Genomic DNA, 25852 nt, shown 5'->3' with positions numbered 1-25852 from the left:
GTCCCCGGGCGCGTCCGGCACTCCGCCCGCCGCGGGCGACCCGCCCCGGCCCGGCGGCGAGGGACAGGCGACGCAGACCCCGGGCCGGCCCGCGCCCGACGCGAACAACGTCGGGGCGGGCGCGAGCGCCAGCGAGGCCACCGCCCGGACCGGCCAGGGCAGCCTGCGCGCTGGACTGCTGCGTGAGGCATGGACCCACATCGGCGGCGACCGCGTCCAGGGCGACAAGATCGTCATACAGACGGCGGAGGAACGCGGCGTCGTCCTGCGCGCCCTGGCCGCGGGCGTCGTGGAGACCGTACGGCACGCCTTCCAGGCCCCGCCCCGCTGGGACGAGCTCCAGGCCGACGCCTGGCAGCGGCGCTCGGTGGTGCTGCGCGGACCCGGCGGGGCGGGAAAGACCGCGGCGGCCTTACGGCTGCTCATCGCCGCAGGGGCCCGGACCTGGTACCTGTTGGACTCGGTGGCCGAGCTGGCCAGGCTGACCGAGCTGCGGCAGCTCGGCAGCGGCGCCGGGCTGCTGCTCGACCGGCCCCGCGACCTCGGCGAGCTGCGCGGACCCCTGCTGGCGGGCCTGGAGGACATGCTGGAGCGGGCCGACGCGCGCCTGGTGCTCGTCGGCGGGCCGGACGCCGAGCTGGACCGGAGCCTCGGCGAGTACCTGCAGCGCGTCAGCCGCCCCGAGCGCCTCGACGCTCTCCTCGCCGCCCACCTCGCGCACCGGCTCGGTGAGCAGGACGCCGAGCGTGCCCTCGCCGCCGACGGTGTCCCCGGGCTCGTCACCGAACTGCTCGACGACAACGCCGCCTGCCGCGACGCCGCCCGGCTCGCGGAGGTGCTGGCCCACGAGTACGGCGCCGGCGAGGTGGACCCCGACCGGGTCCGCATCCGCATGGACCAGACCGGCGGAGAGGGCCCCGAGGAATGGTTCGAGGGACTCGGCGACACCGGACTGCGCACCCAGGCCATCGCCCTGGCCGTGCTCGGCGGTCTGCCCCAGGAGGACGTGGCCTTGGCCGCCTCCAGTCTGCTGGACCGCTTCCGCAGCGAGCGCGGTGTCCTTACCGCCAGCGTCACCCGGGGCCCCGTGCCGCTGCGGCACGACCCGTTCGCCCAGTCCCGCAGGCTGCTCACCGGGAAACTGCGCGCGCGCACCGTCTCCGCGGTGACCCGCGGCACCTACGGCCGCCTGCCGTGCACGGTCGCCGAGTACCGCAACCCCGAATATCCGCCACGGATCATCCGGCACGTCTGGTCCGAGTACCGCATCCAGCAGGAACTCGTCGACTGGCTCGCCGAGTTGGTCGACTCGCCCTCGCAGCAGGTGCGCAGCTTCGCCGGTACTGCTCTCGGCCTGATCGCCACCGAGGCCTTCGACCACATCGCCACCCAGGTCTTCCCCACCTGGATCGGCGACGAGAAGACCGGCCATCTGCGCCGCGAGGCCGTCGCCTACGCCTTGCGCGTGTGCGCCCGCGACCCCGCCCTGCGGCCCGGCGTGCGCGCCCTGGTGGAAGGCTGGTACCTCAGCGGCAGATGGGAGTTGCAGGCCGCGGCCGCCCGCGCCTACGGGCTGTGCCTGGGCGGCGCCGACCTCGGCACCGCCGTGCAGGCGCTCACCCGACTCGGCACCGTCGACCACATCCGGGTCGCCATCGCCATCGGCGACGCCTGCGCCGACCTCGTGGAGGACGACGTCGCCGCACACGCGCAGGTGGTGCTGCGCGCGGTCGCCGAGATGGCGCACGAGCCGAGCAGTCGCGCCTGCGGCCACCTGGTGTTCCTCATCCTCGCCGACGCCCTCGTCAGCGAGGAGCCGCCCACCCCGGGCACCGCTGCCCGCAACCGGCCCACCCTGCTCAGGCTGGCCGCACAGGACCCGCACGGGAGCGAGCCACGAAGGCTGCTCGGATATTTGTGGTCGGAAGCGATCGGCGGCGAACTCTTCTCCGACCAGGCCGCGAACGTCCTGGAGGCCTGGGCCGCCCAGGCCGAAACCGATCCGCTCCTCCTGGACGACCTGGTCCGCGTCCTCGTCGAGGATGTCGCCGCGCGCTCCTTACGCGTCGGCCTGCTCCTCGAGCGGTACGCGTCGCGCTGGACCGAGCGCGACCGCTTCCGCCCCCTGCCCCGCTCCGCGGCGGTCCTCGGCAGCGCCCTGCGCGCCCGGCGCACCGCCGCTTCCGCACAGACCGGAGGTGCCCGGTGAACCAGCCGGTGTCGTTGATCGCCAACCAGTCGCCGGTGCCCCGCATGGCGGTCGGACCGACCAAGGCGACCCAGCCGCATCTCGCGGTGGTCTATGCCACCGCGGCCGGGGAGGTCGAATGCTTCGAGGGTCGGCCCATGAAACCCTCCCAGCAGGTGTTCTCCAAGTACCGCACCCGGTACGAGGTCGACATGCGTCCGCAGCGCCGCACCGCCGTGCTGGGCCGCAGTCCCCTCGTCTCCGCGGACGGCGTGCACAACTTCGAGGTCACGGTGTCCTTCTCCTTCCGCATCGACGGCTGGCAGGGCGCCGAGAACTGGGTACGCGCCGGACTGCCGGACGCCCTTCCCGTCGTGCACGGGTACCTCGTCGGCCGCTTTCACGGCGCCGGGCACCGCTTCGCCATAGAGGACGCCTACGGCCTCGAACGCCACCTCAACCAGTTGTGCGCCCAGCCGGTGGTGCTGCCCGAGGGCCTGCAGGTGTACGGCTGCCAGGTCTCGGCGCGGCCCGACCCCCAGTCGCTGTCCCACCTGGAGGCCCTGATCGAGGCCGACCGGCGAGGGGCGCTGGGCGCGGCCGAGCACGCGCCGAACCGCGGCGACGTCGTCCGGGGCGCCGAACTCGACGCGCTGCGGCAGAAGTTCCAGATCGACGCCACCGCCCGCCAGGCCGAGGCGCTGGCGGGCACCCTGACCACCGGTGAGGGCCTGATCCGGCACTACCTGATCACCCACCCCGACGACGCGGCCGGCGCATTCGAGATGGCGCAGCGGCTTGCGGAGGCCCGCGCGGCCACCGCAGAACTGCAGAACCAGCGCGCGCTCGGACTGTTCCAGGCGATGGCCGAGAAGGGGCTGATCCAGGCCGGCGACCTCGATCAGATGCGCCAGATGCTCACCGGGACCGTGGGCCGCGCCACGGGCGGCGAGGGGCAGCTCCCCGCCGCTACCGCCCCTGCGCTGGGCGACGCCCGGCCCTGGGACCCGCCCCAGCTCCAGGCCGCCCCCGCCCCGAACGCCTCCGCACAGCCCACCGCCCCGGCATCCGCCGCTCCTGCCCCCGCGCTACCCACGCCGACCTTGGTGAACAGGCAGGCCGGGGACGCCGCACCCCATCGGCAGGCCTCGGCACCCGCACCGTTCACCGGCGCGGCGCTGATCTACCTCGTCCTCGACGAGTCCCTGGACCGCGAGTGCCTGGGCGAGCTCCAGCGTGGCCTGGACGCCTTGCACTCCGCTCTCGCCGGCGCGCCCGACGTCGCCGCCGTGGTCCGGCTGTGCGTCCTCGGCATGGCCGCTACGACCGAGCATCGGCTGCCGCTCGCCCAGGTGGGCCCCGGTACCCGCAGCCCCATCCTGGTGGCCCGCCGGGGACGGTCGTACACCGAGGCCTTCCGCACCCTGAAGTCCCTGACCGGACAGGACGCCACCGTCGTCAAGAGCGAGGGACGGCAGGTGCTCAGGCCCGTGGTCTTCTTCCTCACCGGCGGCGTCCCCGACGAGGGCACCGCCTGGCACGACGCGCATCGGGAACTGGCCGACCAGGCCGTCAACCCGGCGGCGCCGAGGATGGTCGCGCTCGGCATCGGCCGGGCAGAGAAACAGGCAGTCGCGTCGATGGCGACCTTCCCCGAGTTCGCCTTCCTCGCCGCCCCGCACCAGGACACCGCCTCCGCCGCGCACAACGTCGCCGCGTTCCTGCGTGACAGCGTCGTCGACTACGGGCGGGGCCTGGTCGGCGGCGAGGCCAGCTTCACCGTCAGTCCGCCGGACGGGTTCCGCAGGGCGGAGGATGTGCCGTGATGTTCCACTGCGGCCCTGACACAACCTCACATAGCCCACGAAACAAGCCAGTTCAGCATACGGATCACCTCAGGAAACCCACGCGTCCCCACAGGACAAGAACGGAACGACGATGATGGAAAGCAACCGGGGGCACTTGCTCCCCATCTACGTCCTCGCCGACGAGTCGGGCTCGATGAGCGCGAACATCGACGACCTCAACGACGGGCTGAGGTCGCTGCACCAGGCATTGCTGGGCGAACCCATGGCCGCGGCCAAGGTGCGCTTCTCGGTGCTGGGCTTCTCCGACGACGTGGTCGAGCGGGTCCGCCTGGTCGACCTGCGCAGCGCCGGCGAGTTCCCACGCCTGACCACCCGCGGCATGACCAGTTACCGCGCCGCCTTCGAGGACCTGATCACCCGTATCCCCGCCGACGTGGGCAGCCTCAAGGCCGAGGGCTACCAGGTGCACCGGCCCGCCGTGTTCTTCTTCAGCGATGGGCTGCCCAACCGCGGCGAGGACTGGCAGGACGCACACCGCCGCCTCACCGACCGCAGCGTCACCCTCGGCGCGCCCAACATCATCGCCTGCGGCATCGTCGAGGCCGACGCGCAGACCATCAACGCCGTCGCCACCCAGCCGGAGTTCGGCTTCATCGTCAACGAGGGTGTCGATGTCGGCGCGGCCATCGCCAAGTTCTGCGCGTCCCTCACCAAGAGCGTGATCGCCTCGGGTCGTTCGCTCGCCTCGTCGTCTCCGCAGCTGGTCGTGGACAAGCCGGAAGGCTTCACCGTCGCGATCGATGTGATCTGACGTGAACTCATGGTTCGAACCGCGGTCGGCCAGGAGTCGCGGGGCGGAGACGCCGCAGAACGTGCCGCCTCCGCCCCGTCCCGCACCCGACCTGTACCCCACCCCGCCGCCCCCGGAGCCCAGCGTCTACGACTGGCAGCACGACGAGGGTTTCCGGCCCGGCCCCGCACAGCCCCAGCCGGCCGAGGTCCGGCTCGGCGATCAGTGGGCTCCCATCGTCGTGGACACACCGGTCCAGCAGTTCGACCCGAGGCCGCCCACCGGTCTGTCGTACCGCCCCGACACGATCTGCGACGGCTGGTCGACCGACATGCTCGACCTGCGCCTGGCCTCGGTACGCGGCTACCAGCACCGCTACGACGGCCGCCCGCGCGAGGACGACGCGGCGGCCGCGTGGGACCGTGACAGCGGCACTGTGCTGTTCGCCGTCGCGGACGGTGTCTCCGACGCCCGGCAGCCGCACATCGGTTCCCAGCTGGCCTGCCGCACCGCCGTCGACGAAATGTCCGCCCAGGTGCGCGCCGGCCACTGCGGGGTCACCGACTGGACCAAGGTGCTGTCCATGGTCCACTGGCAGCTGCGCGCCCAGGCCGGCCGCCTGCTGGGCCGGCCGCAGGAGGCCGAGGTCGAGGAGACGGCCGACCTGCTCGCCACCACCCTGGTGGCGGGTGCGGCCACGCCCACCGCTGAGGGTGTGGCCGTCGGCCTGCTCTGGGTGGGTGACTCCGGAATCTGGCAGATCAAGCACGACCACCTCTACCCGATGAAGGGCGGCAAGCAGGCTGGCGCCGACGGGCTGGTCTCCTCCGCGGTGCGGCCGCTGCCCTATGTGCCCGCGGAACCCGGCAGGTTCGACTTCGTCCTCGAGCCGGGCACCACGCTGCTTGTCGGCACCGACGGCTTCGGCGACCCCGTCGGCGACGGCCGCGGTCCCGTGGGGCGGCTCTTCGCCACCCGGCTGCGGGAACCGGTACCGCCGCTGGGATTCGCCCATCTGCTCGACTTCTCCCGGGAGACCTTCGACGACGACCGCACCCTGGTCGCTCTCTGGCCGCGCACTCCCGGGATGGGAGGCCGGCGATGACCAACCTGTCGGTGTCCTGGGTCCGGCCCGACCAGCTGGGCGACTACAAGGCGCACCGGCTGGGCGGCGGCGGACAGGGCACGGTGTACGGGGTGCCCGCCCCGCCGGGAAAGTTCGCCGGGGAGTACCTGGCGTACAAGGAGTACGGTCCCGGGATCGGGTATGACGCCGACGTCCTGCACGACATGGTGTGCTTCCGTCTACAACTGCCCAAGGCCGAAAGGGACTTCCTCGACCAGCGGCTCGCCTGGCCGCGCGCGATGGTCTACACGGGCAGCCCGCCGGCCCTGCTGCCGCCGTCCCGGAACGCCGACACCGCCGTGCGCGGGTTCCTGATGCAGCGGGTGACGCGCGCCTACGAGCTGCACAGCCCGATGCTGCCGGGACCGAAGCAGCAGGCGCTCGAGTTCCTGCTCAACGACGACGGCTACGGTGCCCGGATCGGACTGTTCGTCAACGACGCCCAGCGCCTCCAACTCCTCCTCGACCTGGCACGAACCCTGCAGCGGCTGCACGGCAACTCCCTCGTGGTGGGCGATCTTTCACCGAAGAACGTACTGTTCACGCTGATCGGACAGCCCCGGTGCCTGTTCATCGACTGCGACTCGATGCGCTACCGCGACAAGGACGTGCTGCCGCAGGTGGACACCCCGGACTGGGAGGTACCCGAACCGCAGAAGGGCACGATCGCCTCGGACTCCTGGAAGTTCGGCCTGATCGCCACCAGGGTGTTCAACCGCGACCAGAGCAGCACCGAACTCGGCCCGCTGCGTGCCGTCTCCACGGAGCTGGTGGGCCTGGCCCAGCGCGCCCGCCGGCCGGATCCCCCGCGCCGCCCGGCGATGTCCGAATGGGTGACGGCGTTGGAGTTGGCCCACCACCGTCTCACCCGCGCCCACGTCACCGCGAACCCCGCGCAGAACACCGCCACCGCCACACCGGGGACCACACCGGGGCGCGCCCCGGCACAGACCGCCACCCGGCCGCGCACCAACCCCACGCCGCAGCCGGTCCGGACGCCACCACCACCCCCCTCGTCCGGACGCGGCAGCTGGGTGGCGTGGACGCTCCTCGCCCTCCTGCTGCTGGTCGGCGGAGGCTGGGCGGCGAACAAGTACGGGCCGGATGCGGTGGACGCGCTGAACCCGCCCAGCGACAGCTCCAGTTCCTCGACGCTCACTGACTCCGACGACCGCGTGGCCACGAGCCCGGGCACCGGCGGCACCGAGGAGACCCCGGCCTCCGTGGCAGCGGCCCCTGGCGCCTCCGTGGACTACTCCCAGGTCGCCGACGACCCCGAGGCGGAGGCGGTGGCCGGCATGTTCGCCCGCTTCTTCGGCGCGGTCAACAATCAGGACTACGACACGGCGCTCAGCCAGTACGACCCCACCACCGAAGCGGTGGACCTCGACTCCGACGAGAGCCGCGCCGAGTGGAAGAAGGTCATGTCCACCACCCAGGACCGCGACCTCGTCCTCAGTGACCTGCGGTACGACGGCGGTTACACCCTCGCCACCATGAACTTCCGCAGCCGCCAGGACCCGGGCTACGGCCCGGCGACCGACCGGAACGAGACCTGCACGGACTGGACGGTGACGTACCAGCTGACCGGCACCGACGACTACCGCATCTACAAGGCCCCCAAGGAGGGCGTCAGCCACTCGCCCTGCTAGGGGCCCCGCCTCCTGACTCACCCGCGGCCAGCAGCTTGAGCCGGTCCACGGACCGGACCAGGAGCGACTGCCGCCCCGTCACCACCCAGCCCTGGGCACGCCACTGTTCCAGGGCACGGCTCACCGTGCGACGGGAGGTGAGCAGCAGGCCCGCGAGGTCGTCCTGGGACAGGGGCAGTCCGATGCAGCGTCCGGGGCCGTCCGGTTCGGGGCGGCCGCAGCGTTCGACCAGGTCGAGCAGGAGGGCCGCGAGCCGGGCGGGCACCGGCTCGGTCATGCCGGTGCGCTGGAGGTCGGCCTCGCGCAGCCGCTGCGACAAGGTCTGCTCCAGCGCGGCGGCGATGCCCGGCCGGGCCCGGGCCACGGCGTGGAAGCGGGCGGCGCGTACCGGGACGACGTCGACCGGAGTGGCCGCCAGCAGCGAGGCCGAGCGGCGCCGACCCTCCAGACCGGCCTGCTCACCGAGGAGTTCGCCGGGACCCCGCAGGGCCAGTAGTGCGCGGTATCCGGCGGGGGACTGGGCGACGACCTTGACCCAGCCGCGCAGCAGCACGAGCAGATGGTCCGAGTCCTCGCCCTGGGCCAGCAGCAGCCGGTCGGCGGGCAGCGAGGTCACCGTCGTGTCCTCGGCCAGAGCTGCCCGGTCGGCCGGTTCGAGTGCCTCCCAGAAGGAGGCCGGGCGGCTACTCATCCCCTCAGCCCAGCAGCCACGCGAGCGCTGTCAGCAGGATGCCGGCCACGGCGAGGAGCAGCGACTGCCGTACCCGCCGGTGCTTGGCCCAGACGATCTCGCTCATGTCCACGAGCTGACTGGTCAGCGCGTTGAGGGGGGACGTGGTCGTCAGTGTCTCGGCGAGCCTTTCGGGGTCCCAGTGGCGCAGGTCACCGAAGTAGACGAAATGCTCCCGCGGGTCGCGGGGCTGCCTGGCCCGCAGCCGGGGGCTGACCACCGAAACGGAGGCGATCGCAGCGACCCCGAGCAGCGCGGCGCCGAGCCAGAACAGGATCCGCGGGGCCACGCCGTCGACCTGCGCCGGATGGTGGTCGGCCTTGGCGAGGGCGACGATCACTCCCAGCGCGGCCGACTCCAGGGTCAGCGCGAAGCCGGCCTTGACGTCCACCTTTCCCGTCCAGTCGGCGAGCGCCGCGTGGATCCGCCACGCTGTCTCCACGGGATTCGTCTGCGTCATTCCTTGTTTCCCCTCGTCGCCCTGTCACAACTGCATGAGTGTGGCCACGGACCCTCCCGGACCCTCCCGTAGAACCCGATCGCACCCGGCGATCGGTTCAGCGGATCACACGATCTCCAGTGGCCGGTGCGGCCCCTACGGCAGTTCCCCCCTCACCGGGTCGCCGGGCCGCACCACACCGCCGATGAGGACGACGCTCATGATGCCGGACCTGAGGCGCACCGTGCCGTCGGAGTCCCGGCCGGCCACTCGCTTCAGCAGGCCCTCGCGGAAATCGCTGATCCGGGTGCAGGGATCGCGCAGCCCGGTGACCTCCACGACGGCCTCGTCCCTGAGGTGCAGCCGGGCCCCGACCGGCAGCCTGAGCAGATCGACCCCGCGGATTGTGACGTGCTCCCCGAGGTGCCCGGCGGCGCCCTCGAACCCGGCCGCGGCCACCTCGTCGAACAGCTCATCGTGGATGAGGTGCACCTGCCGCGGATTCGGCTGTGACGGGTCTTGCCGCATCCGGAACCGGTGCTTCACCATCGCCCCGGCATGCACCTCCCCCTCCACGCCGAACCCGGCGACGAGCCCGATGCTCTCCCGGTTCGGCTCGGTGAACGTACAGCCCCCGCTGCTGCCGGCCATGGCGACCGTACCGCTTGTGGCTGTACCCCGTCTCCTCGTGCTGCCTCAGCACTCGATGATGTTGACCGCCAGTCCGCCCCGCGCCGTCTCCTTGTACTTCACCGACATGTCCGCGCCGGTCTCCTTCATGGTCTTGATGACCTTGTCGAGGGAGACGTGATGGCGGCCGTCGCCGCGCAGGGCCATGCGGGCGGCGGTGACGGCCTTGACGGCGGCCATGCCGTTGCGCTCGATGCAGGGGATCTGGACGAGGCCGCCCACGGGGTCGCAGGTGAGGCCGAGATTGTGCTCCATGCCGATCTCGGCGGCGTTCTCCACCTGCTCGGGTGTGCCGCCCATGACCTCGGCGAGGGCGCCCGCCGCCATCGAGCAGGCCGAGCCGACCTCGCCCTGGCAGCCGACCTCGGCGCCGGAGATGGAGGCGTTCTCCTTGTAGAGCATGCCGATCGCGCCCGCGGCGAGCAGGAAGCGGACCACGCCGTCCTCGTCGGCGCCGGGGATGAAGTTCATGTAGTAGTGCAGGACCGCCGGGATGATGCCGGCCGCGCCGTTGGTCGGGGCGGTGACCACCCGGCCGCCGGCCGCGTTCTCCTCGTTCACGGCCATCGCGTAGAGCGTGATCCACTCCATGGCGCGGTCCGCCGCGTCGCCCTCGGCGCGCAGCTGGCGGGCGGTGAGGGCCGCGCGGCGGCGTACCCGCAGGCCGCCCGGCAGGATGCCCTCGCGGGACATGCCCCGTGCGACGCACTCCCGCATCACCCGCCAGATCTCCAGCAGGCCCCCGCGGATCTCCTCCTCGGTGCGCCAGGCCCGCTCGTTCTCCAGCATGAGGGAGGAGATCGACAGGCCCGTCTCCTTCGTCAGGCGCAGCAGCCCGTCGCCCGTGCGGAAGGGGTACTTCAGGACCGTGTCGTCCAGCTTGATGCGGTCCGCGCCCACCGCTTCCTCGTCCACGACGAAGCCGCCGCCCACCGAGTAGTACGTCCTGGTCAGCAGCTCGGCGCCCGAGGCGTCGTACGCCCACATGGTCATGCCGTTGGCGTGGTAGGGCAGCGCCTCGCGGCGGTGCAGGACCAGGTCGTCGTCGTAGGAGAACGTGACCGCGTGCTCGCCGAGGAGGCTCAGGCGGCCCGAGTCCTTCATCGTCTCGACCCGCTCGTCCGCCGTCTCCACGTCCACCGTCCGCGGGGAGTCGCCCTCCAGGCCGAGCAGCACCGCCTTCGGGGTGCCGTGGCCGTGGCCGGTGGCGCCGAGGGAGCCGTAGAGCTCCGTGCGGACCCGGGCGGTCCGCTCCAGCAGGCCCTCGTTGCTCAGCCTGCGCGCGAACATGCGGGCGGCCCGCATCGGGCCGACCGTGTGGGAGCTGGACGGGCCGATGCCGATCGAGAACAGGTCGAAGACCGAGATGGCCACGGTGACTCCTCAGTGCGGGGGTGGTGCCAAGGGGGTGCGGGGCGGGGGCACCGCGCGCGGGGGTGGGGTCTCCAGTCCGCGCGCGGCGCCACCGGGAGGTGTGACTCGCTCGTCGGGTGACTTGCTCGTCGTGACTTACTTGTTCAGACCCGGGTACAGCGGGTGCTTGTCGGCCAGGGCCTTGACCCGGGCCTTGAGGGCGTCGGCGTCGTAGGACGGCTTCAGCGCCTCGGCGATCACGTCCGCGACCTCGGCGAAGTCCTCGGCGGTGAAGCCGCGGGTCGCCAGGGCCGGCGTGCCGATCCGGAGGCCCGAGGTGACCATCGGCGGGCGCGGGTCGTTCGGGATCGCGTTGCGGTTGACCGTGATCCCGATCTCGTGGAGCCGGTCCTCGGCCTGCTGCCCGTCCAGCTCGGAGTCGCGCAGGTCCACCAGGACCAGGTGCACGTCCGTGCCGCCGGTCAGCACGTCCACGCCGACCGCCTTCACGTCGTCCCGCACCAGGCGCTCGGCCAGGACGCGGGCGCCGTCCAGGGTACGCCGCTGGCGCTCCTTGAACTCCTCGCTCGCCGCGACCTTGAAGGACACCGCCTTTGCGGCGATCACGTGCTCCAGCGGACCGCCCTGCTGACCGGGGAAGACCGCGGAGTTGATCTTCTTGGCCAGCTCGGCCGTCGACAGGATCACACCGCCGCGCGGGCCGCCCAGCGTCTTGTGGGTCGTGGTGGTGACCACGTGCGCGTGCGGGACCGGGTTCGGGTGCAGGCCCGCGGCGACCAGGCCGGCGAAGTGCGCCATGTCGACCATGAGGTACGCGCCGACCTCGTCCGCGATCCGGCGGAACGCGGCGAAGTCCAGCTGCCGGGGGTAGGCCGACCAGCCGGCCACGATCAGCTTCGGCTTGGACTCCTTGGCCAGCCTCTCCACCTCGGCCATGTCGACCAGGCCGTCCTCGCCCACGTGGTAGGCGACGACGCTGTAGAGCTTGCCGGAGAAGTTGATCCTCATGCCGTGGGTCAGGTGCCCGCCGTGCGCGAGGTTCAGACCCATGATCGTGTCGCCGGGCTTGAGCAGCGCGAACATCGCGGCCGCGTTGGCCTGGGCGCCGGAGTGCGGCTGCACGTTGGCGTGCTCGGCGCCGAACAGCGCCTTGATGCGGTCGATGGCGATCTGCTCGACGACGTCGACGTGCTCGCAGCCGCCGTAGTAGCGGCGGCCCGGGTAGCCCTCGGCGTACTTGTTGGTGAGGACCGAGCCCTGGGCCTCCATGACCGCGACCGGGGCGAAGTTCTCCGAGGCGATCATCTCGAGGGTGGACTGCTGGCGGTGCAGCTCGGCGTCGACCGCGGCGGCCACGTCCGGGTCGAGCTCGTGCAGGGATGCGTCGAGAACGCTCTTCTGCTCAGTCATGTGCTTCGTCCCGCTCCTCAGCCCGCCGTGTGGGCGGCGTACTCGTCGGCGGAGAGCAGGTCGGCCGGCTCGCCCTCGAGGCGCACCTTGAACAGCCAGCCGCCCTCGAAGGGCGCGGAGTTCACCAGCGAGGGGTCGTTCACCACGTCCTCGTTGACCTCGGTGACCTCACCGCTGACCGGGCAGTACAGGTCGGACACCGACTTGGTCGACTCCAGCTCGCCGCAGGTCTCGCCCGCGGCCACCGTGGAGCCGACGTCCGGGAGCTGGGCGTAGACGACATCGCCGAGCGCGTTGGCAGCGAACTCGGTGATGCCGATCGTGGCGACGCCGTCCTCGACGGGCGACACCCACTCGTGCTCCTTGCTGTAGCGCAGCTGCTGGGGGTTGCTCATGGCCTGAATTCTCCTGTACGCGGGGAGTGCTGATGAATGAGGGGCTGCGAAAGGCGTGTGTGACCAGGGATGACGCGGCTCACGTCACTCCGACCGGTGACGGTGGTGTCACTTCTGCCGCTGGTAGAAGGGCAGCGCCACGACCTCGTACGGTTCGTGACTGCCCCGGATGTCCACCGCGACACCCGCCGTGCCCGGGGCGGCGTACGCGGCGTCGACGTAGGCCATGGCGATCGGCTTGCCCAGGGTGGGGGAGGGGGCGCCGGAGGTGACCTCGCCGATCACCTCGCCGCCGGCGACGACCGGGTACCCGGCGCGCGGGACCCGGCGGCCCTCGGCGACCAGGCCGACGAGGACCCGGGGCGGCTCGACGGCGGCACGCTCGGCGGCGGCCAGCAGGGCCTCGCGGCCCACGAAGTCGCCCTCCTTGTCGAACTTGACCACCCGGCCGAACCCCGCGTCGAACGGCGTCAGCGCCAGCGACAGCTCGTTGCCGTACAGCGGCATGCCGGCCTCCAGGCGCAGCGTGTCCCGGCAGGACAGGCCGCACGGCACCAGCCCGGCCGGGGCGCCGGCCTCGGTGATCGCCTGCCAGAGCTTCTCCGCGTCGCCCGGGGCCACGAACAGCTCGAAGCCGTCCTCGCCGGTGTACCCGGTGCGGGCGATCAGCGCGGAGACGCCCGCGACGGTGCCGGACAGGGCGGAGTAGTACTTCAGGCCGTCCAGGTCGACACCGGTGAGGGACTTCAGGACGGCGAGGGACTCGGGGCCCTGGACGGCGAGCAGCGCGTAGCTGTCCCGGTCGTCGCGGACCTCGGCGTCGAAGCCGGCCGCCCGCTCGGTCAGCGCGTCGAGGACCGCCTGGGCGTTGGAGGCGTTGGCGACGACCAGGTACTCGTTCTCGGCCGTCCGGTAGACGATCAGGTCGTCCAGGATGCCGCCGTCGACCCGGCAGATCATGGTGTAGCGGGCGCGACCCAGGCCCACGGTGGCGATGTTGCCGACCAGGGCGTGGTTCAGCAGCGCGACGGCCTGCGGGCCGATGACGGTGATCTCGCCCATGTGGGAGAGGTCGAAGAGGCCGGCCCCGGTGCGCACGGCGATGTGCTCGTCGCGCTCGGAGCCGTAGCGCAGCGGCATGTCCCAGCCGGCGAAGTCGGTCATCGTCGCGCCGAGCGAGCGGTGCAGCGCATCGAGCGCGGTATGGCGGAGTCGATGGGGTTCGGTACTGCTCATCGGTCGGTCTCCAAGGCAGGACGGACGGGCGAGGACGGATCAGTGTCCTCCCCATCTGTCATCGGAACCTGAGAGGTTCGCCACGACCGCCGTCGGACGGACGGTCACGGCTTGCACCTTGGGTGGAGCCACTGCGTCAGCGGCCCGCTTTTCAGATGTGCCTCGCCCGCGCGGTAACGGTGCCTGAGAGATTCAAGGGAGGGACTTGCTCCTTCGGCGCCCCAGCGACACGGCTGGGGACTCTCCCGCGCGGATTCAAGCGGCCGGTATGCAGTTGCCGCGCCCATCATTGCACGCCCGGCCCGCTCGCGGCAGGACCGCATCTGTGACCGGTCTGTGGCAGTACGCGCACGGAAACGCGAGGCTCGTCCGTTACCTTCTCTTTACGTTCGGGGGGAAGACGGACCATGACCACCCGGGGGAGGACGACGACGGTGAACAGGCCCACGGCACACACGACGCCCCAGCCCCTCGCCACACCCGAGGGACAGGCCCCGCCGCCGGGGCGGGATCCCGGCCTGCCCGAAGGAGCCCACCTGCCCGAAGGGGCCCACCTGCCCGAAGGGGCCCACCTGGCCGGGCGGACCCGCTCCCGGCCGCGGCGGCCCCCGCCCGCCGTCCGCGACCTGCGGGGAGGGGCCGGACGCGGCGTACGCGTGCTGCGGTTCGGGCCGGGAGACCTGGTCGTCGTCACCGGGCTGCCCGGCGGCGGCAAGTCCACGCTGATGCGGCGTGCGGTGCGCGGCGCGCGGATCGACTCCCAGGACATCCGCGACCACTGGGACGCCCGCCTGGCGCCGTACCTGCCCTACGCCTTCTACCGCCCCCTGGTCCGCCTCGCCCACTACGCCGGCCTGTGCCGCGCCCTGCGCTCCGGCGACCCGGTCGTGGTCCACGACTGCGGCACACAGCCCTGGGTCCGCGCCTGGCTGGCCCGCGCCGCCCGCCGCCGCGGCGGCACCCTGCACCTGCTCCTGCTGGACGTCGCCCCCGGCACCGCCCTGGCGGGCCAGCGGGAACGCGGCCGCGGTGTCTCGCCGTACGCCTTCCGGCGCCACCGCAGGGCAGTGGCCCGCCTGCTGCGCGCGCTGCGGCGGGGCGAACTGCCGAAGGGCTGCGGCTCCGCGGTCCTGCTGGACCGCGAGGCCGCGGCGTCCCTGCGGCGGATCGAGTTCGCCCACGCACCCGATAGCCTTCCGGTCACCACAGTGGTTCCCAGCAGGCGGTAGCAGATGGACTTCCCGGCGGACTTCTCCGCGGACCCCTCCCCGGACTTCCCGGCGCAGGCGCACCCCCACCCGCACGGCGGTTGGCCCGGCAACGAGCTGGAGGAGGTGCTGTCGGCCTCCCTCGGCGTCCCGTCGGCCGCCGGCCGGATCATCGAGGTCCTCGGCCGCAGCTTCCTCTGGGTGCCCCTGCCGGGCGGCGGCGGCCCGCACAGCGGTCCGCTCGACCTGCCCACGCTGGAGCTCGACGGCCAGGCGTACGTGCCGGTCTTCAGCTCCGAGGAGCAGTTCCGTCAGGCCGTCGGCCCGCACATGGCGTACACCATCGCGCCCGCCGTCGAGTTCGCGCGCGGACTGCCCCCGCAGGCCGGCATCGCCCTCAACCCGGACGGCGTGGTCGGCATCCCACTGCCACCGCCTGCCGTGGCCGAGCTGTGCCGGGCGGGCAGCACCCCGCTGGACGGTCCCGCGAGCGGCGGCCGCGTCCGCCTCTTCGAACCCGACTGGCAGGACGACCCGGTGGACTTCCTCTCCGCCGCCTCCGCCGAGTTCGCCGCAACCGGTGTGGTCCGCACCGCCCGCCGCTGCCTGGCCGCCATCGAGACGGCCGACCCGGTCATGTTCATCGGCGTCGAGCTGTCCCACCCGGAGGGCGACCCGCCGGCCCGCCCGCTGGACGCCCTGGGCCGCGCCCTGGCCACGTCCCCGGTCACCTGGCCGGTCAACCTGGTCCTCCTGGACGTGACCCAGGACCCGGTGGCCGACTGGATGAGGGAGAAGGTCCGGCCGTTCTACCAGCACGGCCACTGAGGGCACCCGCGAGCGGCCCACAGTCGCAAAAACAGCAACGGGTACCGAGTCCGCGGACGGCCTTAAGCTAGTGCTGCACCAGGGCCTCTCGTCTGGGTCAGGCCGGATCAGGGACGGGGTCCGGTGCCGTGCATCGCAGGGCGGAGGAGGGCGGCAGGGCGGAGCCCTGCCAACCGACGACAACGCGGCGAGGCGCGGTGCCAGGGCCCGCGAGCCCGGCATGATCCAAGCGAGAGGCCCTGGGTGCACAGCGCGTCGCGGGGTTCGTGGAGGGGCGGTACAAAAGGTGAGCGTGAGCGCCAGCGGCACGGCGGCCGGGCAGGTCGAGCAGACGCTGCGCCAGGTGACGCCCGGGCGTTACGACGCCTACGAGGCGCTGCTGCGCGCACTGGCGACGCCGTCCTCCGGCCAGATCTGGATGCTGCTGTGGCACGGCCAGGCGGGTTCCCCCGACGCCCAGTACGGGCGCATGGAGGTCGACGGCCACGGCTACGCGCCCTGCGTGACCTCCGCCCAGGAGCTGTCGGCCAGCGGCTGGATGCGGTCGTACGAGGTGGTGGACGGCCTCGACGTGGCCCGCACCCTCTACCCCGACCACTACGGCCTCTGGCTGAACCCGCACGCCCCGGGCGGCGGCGTCGGCATCCCCTGGCTCGACCTGCGCCGCATCGCCACCGGTCTGGACCGCCAGCCGGCCGGTCCGCTCGCGCTGTCCGAACCGGCCGTCGAGGTCCCGCAGTTCTACGCCCTGCTCATGCAGAACGCCCACCGCACCCCGGCGGTCCGCTCGCTGCGCCGTGCCTGGGTGCAGCCCGCGCTGGGAGCGCCATACCTCGCCATCGGCCTGGACGTGTACGACACCTCGCCGGCCGCCGTCGACTCGGTGCGCGCGATGATGCAGCAGTCCATCGGGGCCGTCCCCGACGGGCTGCCGGTGTCGACCGTGGCGATGTCCAACGAGTACGACCCGGTCGCGATGTGGCTGCGCGCCAACTCCCGCCCGTTCTACGACCGCGAGGCGCACGGCGCCGTTCCGCCCCCCGCCTCGGGCTACGGCTACCCGCCCGCAGACCGGCGCTGACCGGGCCGTATCCGCGAGATCCCGGTCCGGCCGACCGGACCGGACCAGCGGTGTCTCGCTTCCGCTGACTCTGCGTCACTGTGTCCAAGATGTGGACACGAGCGTCGAAGGGGACCGTTCGTCCGCCGCCCAGCGATGATTTCACGTCAGATTTTCGGCCATGTGCGCTTGGCTATGGCCGCTTGACCGCCTGTCACCTGCGGTTTCACCCATCCTTCGCATTACCAGATGCTCCCCGGGCGGCCTCCGGGAGGGCCGTCTCATGTGCCCGGCGGGTTGAGCCCTGATGGTGGGACGCCTGAACTGCCCCTTATGTCAACTGTTCAGATCTCAGGTGGGTATCACCGCTATCCGGACTGTTCCTGACTCACTGCGAACGTCTGTAGTGTTCGGCCGGTCAAGATGCATCCACATAGCGGACCCGGAGTGGCCCCAATATGCGCATAACCAAGTCCCGAGTCGCTCGGGCGATCACGGCCGCGGTGGCGGTCGGACTGATCGCCACGGGCTGCTCCAGCGAGCGGGACACTGACAACAAGAGCGACGGCAAGAAGGACACCTTCGTCTTCGCCGGCGCCGGTGACCCGGCTTCTCTGGACCCTGCCCTCGCGAGCGACGGTGAAACCTTCCGTGTGACGCGGCAGGCGTTCGAGGCCCTCCTCGAGCACGAGTCCGGCGGTACCGATCTGGTCGGCGGCCTCGCCGAGACCTGGTCGAGCAACGACAAGGGCACCGTCTGGACCTTCAACCTCCGCAAGGGCGTGAAGTTCCACGACGGCGAGGAGCTCAACGCCGCGGCCGTCTGCGCCAACTACGACCACTGGTTCAACTGGACGGGCACCTACCAGTCCAGCGCGGTCTCCTACTACTGGCAGACCATCCTGGGCGGCTTCGCGAAGAACGAGGACAAGGAGGCGCCCGAGGCGAACTACAAGTCCTGCACCGCGAAGGACGAGAACACCGCCGTCATCGAGGTCAAGGAGCCCTCCGCCAACCTCCCCGGCGGCTTCTCCCTCAACGCCCTGGCGATCCACTCGCCGAAGGCCATCAAGGAGTACGAGAAGCAGGAGGCGACCGCCAAGGGCGACGCCATCACGTACCCCAAGTACAGCCAGGAGGCCGGCACGGTCGCCGGTACCGGCCCGTACAAGATCGTCAAGTGGAACAAGGGCAACAAGGAAGTCACCCTCGAGCGCTTCGACGACTACTGGGGCGAGAAGGCGAAGATCAAGAACCTGGTCTTCCGCACCATCGACACCGAGGAGGGCCGCCGCCAGGCGCTCCAGGCCGGTGACATCGACGGCTACGACCTCGTCGCCCCGGCCGACGTCAAGACCCTCGAGAAGCAGGGCTACGTCGTCCCGACCCGTGGCGTCTTCAACCTCTTCTACGTGGGCATGAGCCAGGGGGCCAACAAGGCCCTCAAGAAGAAGGAAGTCCGCCAGGCGATCGCGCAGGCGATCGACAAGGAGAACCTGGTCAAGACCCAGCTGCCCGAGGGCGGCAAGGTCGCCGACCAGTTCATGCCGGACACGATCGCGGGCTACTCCAAGAAGGTCGCGCAGTACCCGTACGACACCGCCAAGGCCAAGGACCTCCTCAAGAAGGCCGGTGAGCAGAAGCTCCAGATCGAGTTCTGCTACCCGACCGAGGTCACCCGCCCGTACATGCCTGCCCCGCAGGACCTGTTCGAGCTGATGAAGGCCGACCTGGAGAAGGCCGGCATCACCGTCAAGCCCAAGGCCATGAAGTGGAACCCGGACTACATCGACGCCGTCCAGGTGGGCTCCTGCGCCCTGCACCTGATGGGCTGGACCGGTGACTTCAACGACGGCTACAACTTCATCGGCACCTGGTTCGCCGGGTTCGACAAGCAGTGGGGCTTCAAGGACAAGAAGGTCTTCGACGCCGTGAACGCCGGCTCGAAGATGGGCAAGGCCGAGGAGCGCACCGCCGCCTACGAGAAGGCCAACGAGGTCATCATGGACTACCTGCCGGGTGTCCCGGTGTCCTCCTCCCCGCCGGCCATCGTCTTCGGCAAGAACGTGAACCCGCCGAACGTCTCCCCGCTGACGCAGGAAATCTTCGCCGAGACCTCCTTCAAGTAAGCGGGCAAGCGGCAGGAAACCAAAAACGGGGGCTCGCCCGGCCGTCGCAACTCGGCGGCCGGGCGGGTCCGTTCATGTAAGACATCACGCAAGAAAGGGGCAAGCGGGGTGCTGCGTCTCGTCGTACGAAGACTGCTCCAGCTCATACCCACGCTGCTCGGCCTGTCGGTTCTGCTCTTCCTGTGGCTCAACCGGCTGCCCGGCGGACCCGCCTCAGCGATCCTGGGGGAGAAAGCCACCGAGGCCGATGTGGTGCGCATCAACCGCGCGCTCGGGCTTGACCAGCCCGTCCATGTCCAGTACTGGCGCTTCCTGAAGCGCATCTTCGAACTTGACCTGGGCACCTCCACCCAGACCGGACAGCCGGTGTGGGACGAGTTCGTCCTGCGCTTCCCCGCGACCGTGGAGCTGTCCCTCCTCGCGATCCTCATCGCCGTGGCCGTCGGCGTTCCGCTCGGCTACTTCGCCGCCCGCAACCGCGGCGGCTGGCTCGACGTCACCGCGGTCTCCGGCTCGCTCGTCGGCATCTGCATCCCGGTCTTCTTCCTCGCCCTGATCCTCAAGGGCATCTTCGCCGTCAAGCTCGGGATCTTCCCCAGCTACGGACGCCTGAGCACGGGGATCAACGCCACGGACGTGACCGGCTTCGCCGTCCTGGACGGCATCCTCACCGGGGAGTTCGACGCCTCCTTGGACGCGCTCCACCACCTGATCCTGCCCTCCGTCGCCCTGGCCTCCATCCCGCTCGCCGTCATCGTGCGCATGACCCGCGCCAGCGTGCTCGAAGTACAGGACGAGGACTACGTCCGCACCGCCGAGTCCAAGGGCCTCAAGCGGAGCGTCGTCCGCGGCCGGCACGTGCTGCGCAACGCGATGCTCCCCGTGGTGACCGCGGTCGGCCTGCTCACGGGCTCCCTGCTGTCCGGCGCGGTCCTGACCGAGTCGGTGTTCACCTTCGGAGGCATCGGCTCCTTCATCTGGACCGCGATCAACGGCCGCGACTACCCCGTGCTCGTCGGGTTCATCATGTTCATCGCGCTGACATACGTCCTGATCAACTTGTTGGTGGACCTGGCGTACAGCCTCATCGACCCGAGAGTGCGGGTGCACTGACATGAGTGTCGCCACCAAGACAGACAAGATCCAGCGCCTCGCAGAACTGGCCGCGACCAAGGAGACCGCCACCGGCGCCAGCCTGTGGCGGGAGGCGTTCCGCCGCCTCAAGCACAGCAAGATGGCGATCATCGGCGCGGTCATCATCGCCCTGTTCATCGTCCTCGCGATCGTCGGGCCGTACATCGCCCCGTATTCCCCGACCGCTCAGACCTGGCGCGGCGAGGTCTTCCCCAACCGGGGCGAGTTCGTCGGTGCGCGCGGCGAGAACTGGTTCGGGCTCGACCACCTCGGCCGGGACCTGTTCTCCCGCTTCCTGGTCGGTGCCCGTCAGACGCTGCTCGTCGGCATCGTCGCCACGACGATCGGTCTGATCATCGGCTTCGTGATCGGCGGCCTCGCCGGCGCCTTCGCCACCCTCGGCGGTGACACCGGCAAGCGCATCGACTCCGTCATCATGCGTTTCATCGACATCATGCTGGCGATGCCCTCGCTGCTGCTGGCCGTGTCCATCGCCGCCGTGATGGGGCAGTCACTGACCGCGGTGATGATCGCCGTGGGTGTGGTACAGATCCCGGTGTTCGCCCGGCTGCTGCGCGGCTCCATGCTGGCCCAGGGCACCTCGGACTACGTGCTCGCCGCTCAGTCCCTCGGTCTGCGCAAGCGGCGCATCGTCCTCTCGCAGGTCATCCCCAACTCGCTCAGTCCGGTGATCGTGCAGGCCACGCTCTCCCTGGCGACTGCGATCATCGAGGCCGCCGCCCTGTCCTACCTGGGCCTCGGCAACCCCGACCCGGCGATCCCCGAGTGGGGCGTCATGCTCACCCAGGCGCAGCGCTTCTTCGACAACGCGCCGATGATGGCGGTCTACCCCGCCGTCGGCATCATCATCACCGCCCTCGGCTTCACCCTTCTCGGCGAGGCCATGCGGGAAGCCCTCGACCCGAAGCTGAGGGGCTGAACCACCATGTCTCTGCTCACTGTCGACGAACTGACCGTCACCTTCGGCGGCCGCGGCCGCAAGGAGTCCCGGGCGGTCGACGGCGTCTCCTTCGAGGTCGACCAGGGCCAGGTCGTGGGCCTGGTCGGCGAGTCCGGTTGCGGGAAGTCCGTCACCTCCCTGGCTCTGATGGGCCTGCTCCCGCACAAGGGCGTCACGGTCGGTGGCCGCGCCGAATTCGACGGCACGGACCTGTTCACCATGAGCCCGTCCGCCCGCCGCGATCTGCGCGGCCGCAAGATGGCGATGATCTTCCAGGACCCGCTGTCCTCCCTCAACCCGGTCGTGCCGGTCGGGGTGCAGGTCACCGAGATCCTGGAGCGCCACCGCGGGCTGAAGGGCGGGGCCGCCCGCAAGGAGGCCGCCCACCTGCTGGACCGGGTCGGCATCCCCGACCCGACCCGGCGGCTCAAGGAGTACCCGCACCAGCTCTCCGGCGGTATGCGCCAGCGCGCGCTGATCGCCATGGCGGTGGCCTGCGCCCCGCGCATGCTCATCGCCGACGAGCCCACCACGGCCCTCGACGTGACGATCCAGGCGCAGATCCTGGAGCTGCTCAAGGAGCTCGTGGACCAGGAGGGCACCGCCCTGCTGATGATCACCCATGACCTCGGCGTGGTCGCCGGCCTCTGCGACCAGGTCAACGTCCTGTACGCGGGCAAGGTCGTGGAGTCCGCCGGGCGCCGCGAGCTGTTCGCCCACCCCACCCATCCCTACGCGCACGGGCTGCTGGGCTCCATCCCGCGTCTGGACTCGCCCCGGGGCGAGTCCCTCAAGCCCATCCGCGGCTCCATCAACGACCGCATCGCCTGGGCCGACGGCTGTGCCTTCGCGCCGCGCTGCGACCGGTACGAGATGGGCTGCCTGACCGGCACTCCGCAGCTCACCGAACCCCGCGCGGCCGGTCACCAGGTGCGGTGCGTCAACCCCGTGCTCGACGACGCGAAGGCCGAGGAGGTCCCCGCATGAGCCTGCTCGAACTGGACGGCGTCAAGGTCCACTTCCCCATCAAGAAGGGCGTCCTGTTCGGCCGCACGGTCGGCCACGTCTACGCCGTGGACGGGGTGTCCCTGAAGGTCGAGGCCGGCGAGACGTACGGCCTGGTCGGCGAGTCCGGCTGCGGCAAGACCACCCTCGGGCGGTCGGTACTGCGGCTGGTGGACATCACGGAGGGGTCCGTCGTCCTCGACGGCACCGACCTGGCGAAGCTGCCCGGCGAGGAGATGCGCCGCTTCCGGCGCCGGCTCCAGATGGTCTTCCAGGACCCGCTGGGCTCGCTCAACCCCCGGCAGAACATCGAGTCGATCCTGTCCGAGGGCATGGTCGCCCACGGCATCGGCAAGGACCAGGAGGAGCGCCGGGAGAAGATCAAGTCGATCCTGGACAAGGTCGGCCTTCCCTCCAACGCGCTCTCCCGCTACCCGCACGAGTTCTCCGGCGGCCAGCGCCAGCGCATCGGCATCGCCCGCGCGCTGGTCCTCGAACCCGACGTGATCATCTGCGACGAGCCGGTCTCCGCGCTCGACGTGTCGGTCCAGGCCCAGGTCATCAACCTGTTGGAGGAACTCCAGGAGGAACTCGGCCTGACCTACCTGGTGATCGCCCACGACCTCGCGGTCGTCCGGCACATCTCCGACACGATCGGCGTGATGTACCTGGGCTCGCTGGTCGAGGAGGCGCCGAGCGACGCCCTCTACGCCGAGCCGAAGCACCCGTACACCAAGGCCCTGATGTCGGCCGTGCCGGTGCCGGACCCGGAGGTGGAGGACCGCCGCGAGCGCATCCTGCTCACCGGCGACCTGCCCTCCCCGGCGAACCCGCCCAGCGGCTGCCGGTTCCACACCCGCTGCCCCTGGGTCCAGGAGCGGTGCTCGACCGAGCGGCCGGAGCTGCGGGACGTCGGCGGCGGCCACCGGGTGGCCTGCCACTACGCCGACGAGATCGAGTCCGGAGCGTTGAAGCGGACCAGGCCCACGGACATAGAGGCCGTCACGGAAACCGAAGGAGTAGTGACGGAGCAGCCAGAGGGCGCCACGGAGGTTTCTGTCGCCCTACTGCCAGCCGACTCGACGACCAAGCCGGACCCCGAGGTGGTGAAGGAAAGGGTGTCGTCAGCGGTTGAGGCCCGGAGCGACCAGACGGCCGATGCCGTGGTGAAGGACGCCGACGCTGCGAATCCGAATGCCTCCGGCAAGACTTCGGACGAGACCGACTGACGGACTGTTGGACACATCGGAGCGCCGGGCTAGCCAGAAGCGCTCGGCGCTCCGACCACTTTCCGGGCCACCCGCACCGGTACTCGCTCGAACCTGATCGGCGTTTTCGCAGGGATTTTGGTGATTGTCGAGTGATTCGGCCTCACAGACGTTCAGGCTCTCAGGTCGGCCTGCTTCATCACTGCGCTGCTGCTTCTTGGGCCAACACACTGTCCTTCGGACACCGTTTGGTTGCCGCGACCTTTGCCAAAGGATTGTCCGGATTGGCGCTCAGTGATTTGAGGCAGTCGACAGTGCCGAAAGAATTTGAGTCGGTATTCCATGTCGATATATTTCCGGTAATCGGTCGATCTCGCCCCGAACATTTCAGGGTAAATTTGGCGTCTATCCGCTCGACGCCTTGAAAATACACTGCCTGCGCTTCATCTCCCTCAAACCCTGTCGTCATTGCTATCGCTTCCGATTTGGTGTTCCGCCCAAAATCTGCGAGTGGCTTGCCCAGCTCGCGACTCAGTTCCGAAAGAATCCCATTCGGGGGTCTCACGTCTTGGTTGAGGGTAATGGTCGAGGACCACGGGCGATACGGATCCCCAGCCATTTTCAATTCGTCTCCGTGAGTGACAGTACGCGCGTGGTCCAATACGATCGGAACCCAACGAGCTTCATGACTCCATTCGTAGGTTGCGCCGTCGCACGCCTTTAACCCGTCAGCCGCCGCACCGTTCTGTTCGGCGCACCCGAAAGTTCCCGCAGCAAGCAGCAGGATCGCTACGATTGTTTTTCTGATCATTTGCATACTCGATCCAGGTGTCTCGTCATTGGGGATTTCGATTACCGTTCGGGTATTCGTTTCGACGAGAGTCGTCGCGGCGGTGACGTGAGAGCAACCCGCAAGGTTCCTTTGGTGCGGCCGGGTGGCGACTTCTTTCCTCGTCGAATACGCAGGATCGAGGTGCCGTCCGCGGAATCCCCGGACGGCACCTCGATCTTATGTTGTCACGTGCGGCCGCTCGAATTGGTGCAGGTCTTTCCGGTCCCTATGTACGTGGAAAGCAGGGAGCTAACCTTTTCATCCTCGGGGAAGGAGCCGTTGTAGGAGTGATGAAGGCCGTACCCAGGGCCGAGATTCCACTTGTACTTCCACGTGGCGCCTTGCATCTCCATCTCCATCCAGAAGGGGCGGCCGTTCTCGCCTGCGTAGTTGTCGAAGTAAATGTGCTCGCCGTGTGCGATGAATCGCACCTCCGCGTATCCGTATCCGTTGGTGGAAGCGAGGCGGAGGCGCACGTCTCTGCCGCCCGGATCGTCCGGGCTGGCGCTGGACCCGCCCTCGCATTTCCACTTGGGAACAGGAGCGGCCTCAGCGGAACCTGCTAGAAGCAGCACACTGGTCAAGGCGGCAGTCGCACAGGCCGCTATTCGGGTCAGCGATTTCGCCACAGCTTCTCCTTGGTCTTCGAGTGAAGCTCTGAGGTCCATCCGTAGCGCTACCCCGCACCACCCCAGGGTTGGGTTTTCTGGTAACGAGCTCACGGGTGCCCTATCGGAAGCCTTACTTTTCTCCCCTCGGGGATGGCATGAGCATGCACTGGCAAGGCGCACGCTGTACAGCGGTTCTTCTCCATCTGAGGAACATCTGAGGTTCGAACGGAAACGGAATAATGGATTCCCAATTATTTCCGCATTCCGGGGTGCGTTCAGTGAACCGCTTTCATCCTGTCCTGCAGGGGTGATGGTGCAGGTCAGGAGTGTGACGGGGCGAGGCTCTTGGTCGTTGCGGTGGTGTTTTCCATGCGCCACGCTTTGTCCGAGGAGACCGTTTGGTCCCGTATCATGCCATGCTCGACGTCCCTCATGGGTTGGTCGAGCACGTCTCGTGGCTCATCCCTGCGGGGAGAGGACTCCGCGAGGGCAGAGGCGGCCAGACAGGCCGAGCAGGCTGCGGAGGCCGTGAGAGCTGTGAAGGCGGAAAAGGGGGTCTTCAAAGTTGAGCGGTGCGGAGGTGTCCGCGGGCTCGGCGGGTGGTGACGCAGCGTGTGCGCAGCCGCTGGCTGTCGGCATTGCGGAAGCCGAACGCGTTGCGGGCGACGAGCTTGATCACGCGGTTGATGCCTTCGCTCGCTTGGCGTTGCTGTGTCCGGTGTCGATGAACGCGGCGATCTCCGGCCACCAGCGGTCGACGGTGGCGGCGAGCCGGCGGACCTCGGGGATGTCGGAGTCGGCGCACCTGGTGAGGAACTTCCAGCGGGCGTGGCCGACTTGGTGCGGGTCGGCGCCGGTGCGGGCCAGGGCGAGGAGGTTGCGCAGGTTCTCCTTGGCGATCCACGCCGTCAGCAGGGTCTGGCCGATCCTTCCTTCGCCCAGGAGCGCGTTCCATATCGTGGCGAACTGGGCGTCGGTGAGGTCCTCGCGGTTGCGCAGCAGGCGTCGCCTGGCTTTCCACTCCGGATCACTGGCGCG

At 70.1% G+C, this 25852-nt stretch carries 23 protein-coding genes and 2 riboswitches; of the genes, 13 read left to right on the top strand and 10 right to left on the bottom strand.

Features of this window, described 5'->3' with window-relative positions:
• The 5 genes from DEP02_RS23335 to DEP02_RS23315 form a co-directional block, all read left to right on the top strand.
• Window positions 1–2209: hypothetical protein (locus DEP02_RS23335; RefSeq protein ID WP_157977524.1), on the top strand; the 2209-nt coding region annotated here is incomplete at its 5' end.
• A complete protein-coding gene (locus DEP02_RS23330; protein ID WP_112469654.1) occupies window positions 2206–4014 on the top strand; it encodes a vWA domain-containing protein in 1809 nt (602 codons plus the stop codon). The genes DEP02_RS23335 and DEP02_RS23330, both read left to right, overlap by 4 nt.
• Window positions 4015–4126: 112 nt before the next feature.
• Window positions 4127–4807, top strand: a complete 681-nt coding sequence (locus DEP02_RS23325; RefSeq protein ID WP_112469653.1) for a vWA domain-containing protein — start codon at window positions 4127–4129, stop codon at window positions 4805–4807.
• Between the two features lie 61 nt (window positions 4808–4868).
• Window positions 4869–5891, top strand: coding sequence for a protein phosphatase 2C domain-containing protein (locus tag DEP02_RS23320; RefSeq protein ID WP_112469652.1), 1023 nt, complete (start codon window positions 4869–4871; stop codon window positions 5889–5891).
• Window positions 5888–7564 (top strand): protein kinase family protein, encoded by a 1677-nt coding sequence (locus DEP02_RS23315; RefSeq protein WP_112469651.1) that lies wholly within the window; start codon window positions 5888–5890, stop codon window positions 7562–7564. The genes DEP02_RS23320 and DEP02_RS23315 overlap by 4 nt, the downstream gene beginning before the upstream one ends.
• Here the strand turns inward: DEP02_RS23315 and DEP02_RS23310 are convergent.
• From DEP02_RS23310 to gcvT, 7 genes are all read right to left on the bottom strand, one after another.
• Window positions 7545–8255 (bottom strand): Crp/Fnr family transcriptional regulator, encoded by a 711-nt coding sequence (locus DEP02_RS23310; RefSeq protein WP_112469650.1) that lies wholly within the window; start codon window positions 8253–8255, stop codon window positions 7545–7547. The two genes, DEP02_RS23315 and DEP02_RS23310, sit on opposite strands and share 20 nt — an antisense overlap.
• Window positions 8256–8259: 4 nt before the next feature.
• Window positions 8260–8754: a Pycsar system effector family protein gene (locus DEP02_RS23305; protein WP_112469649.1), complete on the bottom strand. Its 495-nt coding sequence runs from the start codon at window positions 8752–8754 to the stop codon at window positions 8260–8262.
• A 135-nt stretch (window positions 8755–8889) separates the two neighbouring features.
• The gene (locus tag DEP02_RS23300; RefSeq protein ID WP_112469648.1) at window positions 8890–9384 is read right to left on the bottom strand and encodes an MOSC domain-containing protein; all 495 of its coding nucleotides are present in this window, start codon (window positions 9382–9384) and stop codon (window positions 8890–8892) included.
• Between the two features lie 45 nt (window positions 9385–9429).
• Entirely contained in the window at window positions 9430–10797 is a 1368-nt protein-coding gene (locus DEP02_RS23295) for an L-serine ammonia-lyase (protein ID WP_112469647.1), read from the bottom strand.
• Window positions 10798–10932: 135 nt separating this feature from the next.
• Window positions 10933–12207 (bottom strand): serine hydroxymethyltransferase, encoded by a 1275-nt coding sequence (gene glyA, locus DEP02_RS23290; protein ID WP_112469646.1) that lies wholly within the window; start codon window positions 12205–12207, stop codon window positions 10933–10935.
• A 17-nt stretch (window positions 12208–12224) separates the two neighbouring features.
• Window positions 12225–12602 (bottom strand): glycine cleavage system protein GcvH, encoded by a 378-nt coding sequence (gene gcvH, locus DEP02_RS23285; RefSeq protein ID WP_112469645.1) that lies wholly within the window; start codon window positions 12600–12602, stop codon window positions 12225–12227.
• Window positions 12603–12710: 108 nt separating this feature from the next.
• Window positions 12711–13838, bottom strand: coding sequence for a glycine cleavage system aminomethyltransferase GcvT (gene gcvT, locus DEP02_RS23280; RefSeq protein WP_112469644.1), 1128 nt, complete (start codon window positions 13836–13838; stop codon window positions 12711–12713).
• Between the two features lie 45 nt (window positions 13839–13883).
• A riboswitch (glycine riboswitch) is annotated at window positions 13884–13999 on the bottom strand.
• A riboswitch (glycine riboswitch) is annotated at window positions 14000–14096 on the bottom strand.
• A 149-nt stretch (window positions 14097–14245) separates the two neighbouring features.
• Here gcvT and DEP02_RS23275 point away from each other — a divergent pair.
• From DEP02_RS23275 to DEP02_RS23240, 8 genes are all read left to right on the top strand, one after another.
• Window positions 14246–15067 carry an AAA family ATPase gene (locus DEP02_RS23275; protein ID WP_112469643.1) on the top strand — a complete coding sequence of 274 codons (822 nt, stop codon included), beginning with the start codon at window positions 14246–14248 and terminating at the stop codon, window positions 15065–15067.
• A gap of 3 nt (window positions 15068–15070) precedes the next feature.
• Entirely contained in the window at window positions 15071–15874 is an 804-nt protein-coding gene (locus tag DEP02_RS23270; RefSeq protein ID WP_112469642.1) for an enhanced serine sensitivity protein SseB, read from the top strand.
• Window positions 15875–16166: 292 nt separating this feature from the next.
• Complete coding sequence (locus DEP02_RS23265) at window positions 16167–16955, top strand: enhanced serine sensitivity protein SseB C-terminal domain-containing protein (protein WP_112469641.1); 789 nt, start codon at window positions 16167–16169, stop codon at window positions 16953–16955.
• A gap of 437 nt (window positions 16956–17392) precedes the next feature.
• On the top strand, window positions 17393–19063 hold the full coding sequence (locus DEP02_RS23260; RefSeq protein ID WP_112469640.1) for an ABC transporter substrate-binding protein: 1671 nt from the start codon (window positions 17393–17395) through the stop codon (window positions 19061–19063).
• A gap of 108 nt (window positions 19064–19171) precedes the next feature.
• Window positions 19172–20176, top strand: coding sequence for an ABC transporter permease (locus DEP02_RS23255; RefSeq protein WP_112469639.1), 1005 nt, complete (start codon window positions 19172–19174; stop codon window positions 20174–20176).
• 1 nt (window position 20177) lies between these two features.
• Window positions 20178–21137: an ABC transporter permease gene (locus DEP02_RS23250; RefSeq protein WP_112469638.1), complete on the top strand. Its 960-nt coding sequence runs from the start codon at window positions 20178–20180 to the stop codon at window positions 21135–21137.
• A 6-nt stretch (window positions 21138–21143) separates the two neighbouring features.
• The gene (locus DEP02_RS23245) at window positions 21144–22145 is read left to right on the top strand and encodes an ABC transporter ATP-binding protein (RefSeq protein WP_112469637.1); all 1002 of its coding nucleotides are present in this window, start codon (window positions 21144–21146) and stop codon (window positions 22143–22145) included.
• The gene (locus DEP02_RS23240; RefSeq protein WP_112469636.1) at window positions 22142–23392 is read left to right on the top strand and encodes an ABC transporter ATP-binding protein; all 1251 of its coding nucleotides are present in this window, start codon (window positions 22142–22144) and stop codon (window positions 23390–23392) included. The genes DEP02_RS23245 and DEP02_RS23240 overlap by 4 nt, the downstream gene beginning before the upstream one ends.
• A gap of 178 nt (window positions 23393–23570) precedes the next feature.
• Here DEP02_RS23240 and DEP02_RS33640 read toward each other — a convergent pair whose 3' ends face one another.
• The 3 genes from DEP02_RS33640 to DEP02_RS23230 form a co-directional block, all read right to left on the bottom strand.
• Window positions 23571–24188 carry a hypothetical protein gene (locus tag DEP02_RS33640; protein WP_157977523.1) on the bottom strand — a complete coding sequence of 206 codons (618 nt, stop codon included), beginning with the start codon at window positions 24186–24188 and terminating at the stop codon, window positions 23571–23573.
• 200 nt (window positions 24189–24388) lie between these two features.
• Window positions 24389–24832, bottom strand: coding sequence for a hypothetical protein (locus DEP02_RS33635; RefSeq protein ID WP_157977522.1), 444 nt, complete (start codon window positions 24830–24832; stop codon window positions 24389–24391).
• Between the two features lie 657 nt (window positions 24833–25489).
• A partial coding sequence (locus tag DEP02_RS23230; protein ID WP_198668552.1) for a transposase occupies window positions 25490–25852 on the bottom strand: 363 nt, incomplete at its 5' end.

The sequence above is a fragment of the Streptomyces triticisoli genome, assembly GCF_003270085.1.
In the GTDB taxonomy this organism is placed as follows: Bacteria; Actinomycetota; Actinomycetes; order Streptomycetales; family Streptomycetaceae; genus Streptomyces; species Streptomyces triticisoli.
The sequence above is the reverse complement of the archived record's forward strand: the minus strand, read 5'-3'. Positions and strand labels throughout refer to the sequence as shown.

Coding starts and splice junctions, on each gene's coding strand:
- DEP02_RS23310 (WP_112469650.1), bottom strand. CDS start 8,255: ATGAGTAGCCGCCCGGCCTCCTTCTGGGAGGCACTCGAACCGGCCGAC.
- DEP02_RS23270 (WP_112469642.1), top strand. CDS start 15,071: ATGGACTTCCCGGCGGACTTCTCCGCGGACCCCTCCCCGGACTTCCCG.
- DEP02_RS23300 (WP_112469648.1), bottom strand. CDS start 9,384: ATGGCCGGCAGCAGCGGGGGCTGTACGTTCACCGAGCCGAACCGGGAG.
- DEP02_RS23250 (WP_112469638.1), top strand. CDS start 20,178: ATGAGTGTCGCCACCAAGACAGACAAGATCCAGCGCCTCGCAGAACTG.
- glyA (WP_112469646.1), bottom strand. CDS start 12,207: ATGACTGAGCAGAAGAGCGTTCTCGACGCATCCCTGCACGAGCTCGAC.
- DEP02_RS23275 (WP_112469643.1), top strand. CDS start 14,246: ATGACCACCCGGGGGAGGACGACGACGGTGAACAGGCCCACGGCACAC.
- DEP02_RS23260 (WP_112469640.1), top strand. CDS start 17,393: ATGCGCATAACCAAGTCCCGAGTCGCTCGGGCGATCACGGCCGCGGTG.
- DEP02_RS23325 (WP_112469653.1), top strand. CDS start 4,127: ATGATGGAAAGCAACCGGGGGCACTTGCTCCCCATCTACGTCCTCGCC.
- DEP02_RS23305 (WP_112469649.1), bottom strand. CDS start 8,754: ATGACGCAGACGAATCCCGTGGAGACAGCGTGGCGGATCCACGCGGCG.
- DEP02_RS23245 (WP_112469637.1), top strand. CDS start 21,144: ATGTCTCTGCTCACTGTCGACGAACTGACCGTCACCTTCGGCGGCCGC.
- DEP02_RS23240 (WP_112469636.1), top strand. CDS start 22,142: ATGAGCCTGCTCGAACTGGACGGCGTCAAGGTCCACTTCCCCATCAAG.
- gcvT (WP_112469644.1), bottom strand. CDS start 13,838: ATGAGCAGTACCGAACCCCATCGACTCCGCCATACCGCGCTCGATGCG.
- DEP02_RS33640 (WP_157977523.1), bottom strand. CDS start 24,188: ATGCAAATGATCAGAAAAACAATCGTAGCGATCCTGCTGCTTGCTGCG.
- DEP02_RS23315 (WP_112469651.1), top strand. CDS start 5,888: ATGACCAACCTGTCGGTGTCCTGGGTCCGGCCCGACCAGCTGGGCGAC.
- gcvH (WP_112469645.1), bottom strand. CDS start 12,602: ATGAGCAACCCCCAGCAGCTGCGCTACAGCAAGGAGCACGAGTGGGTG.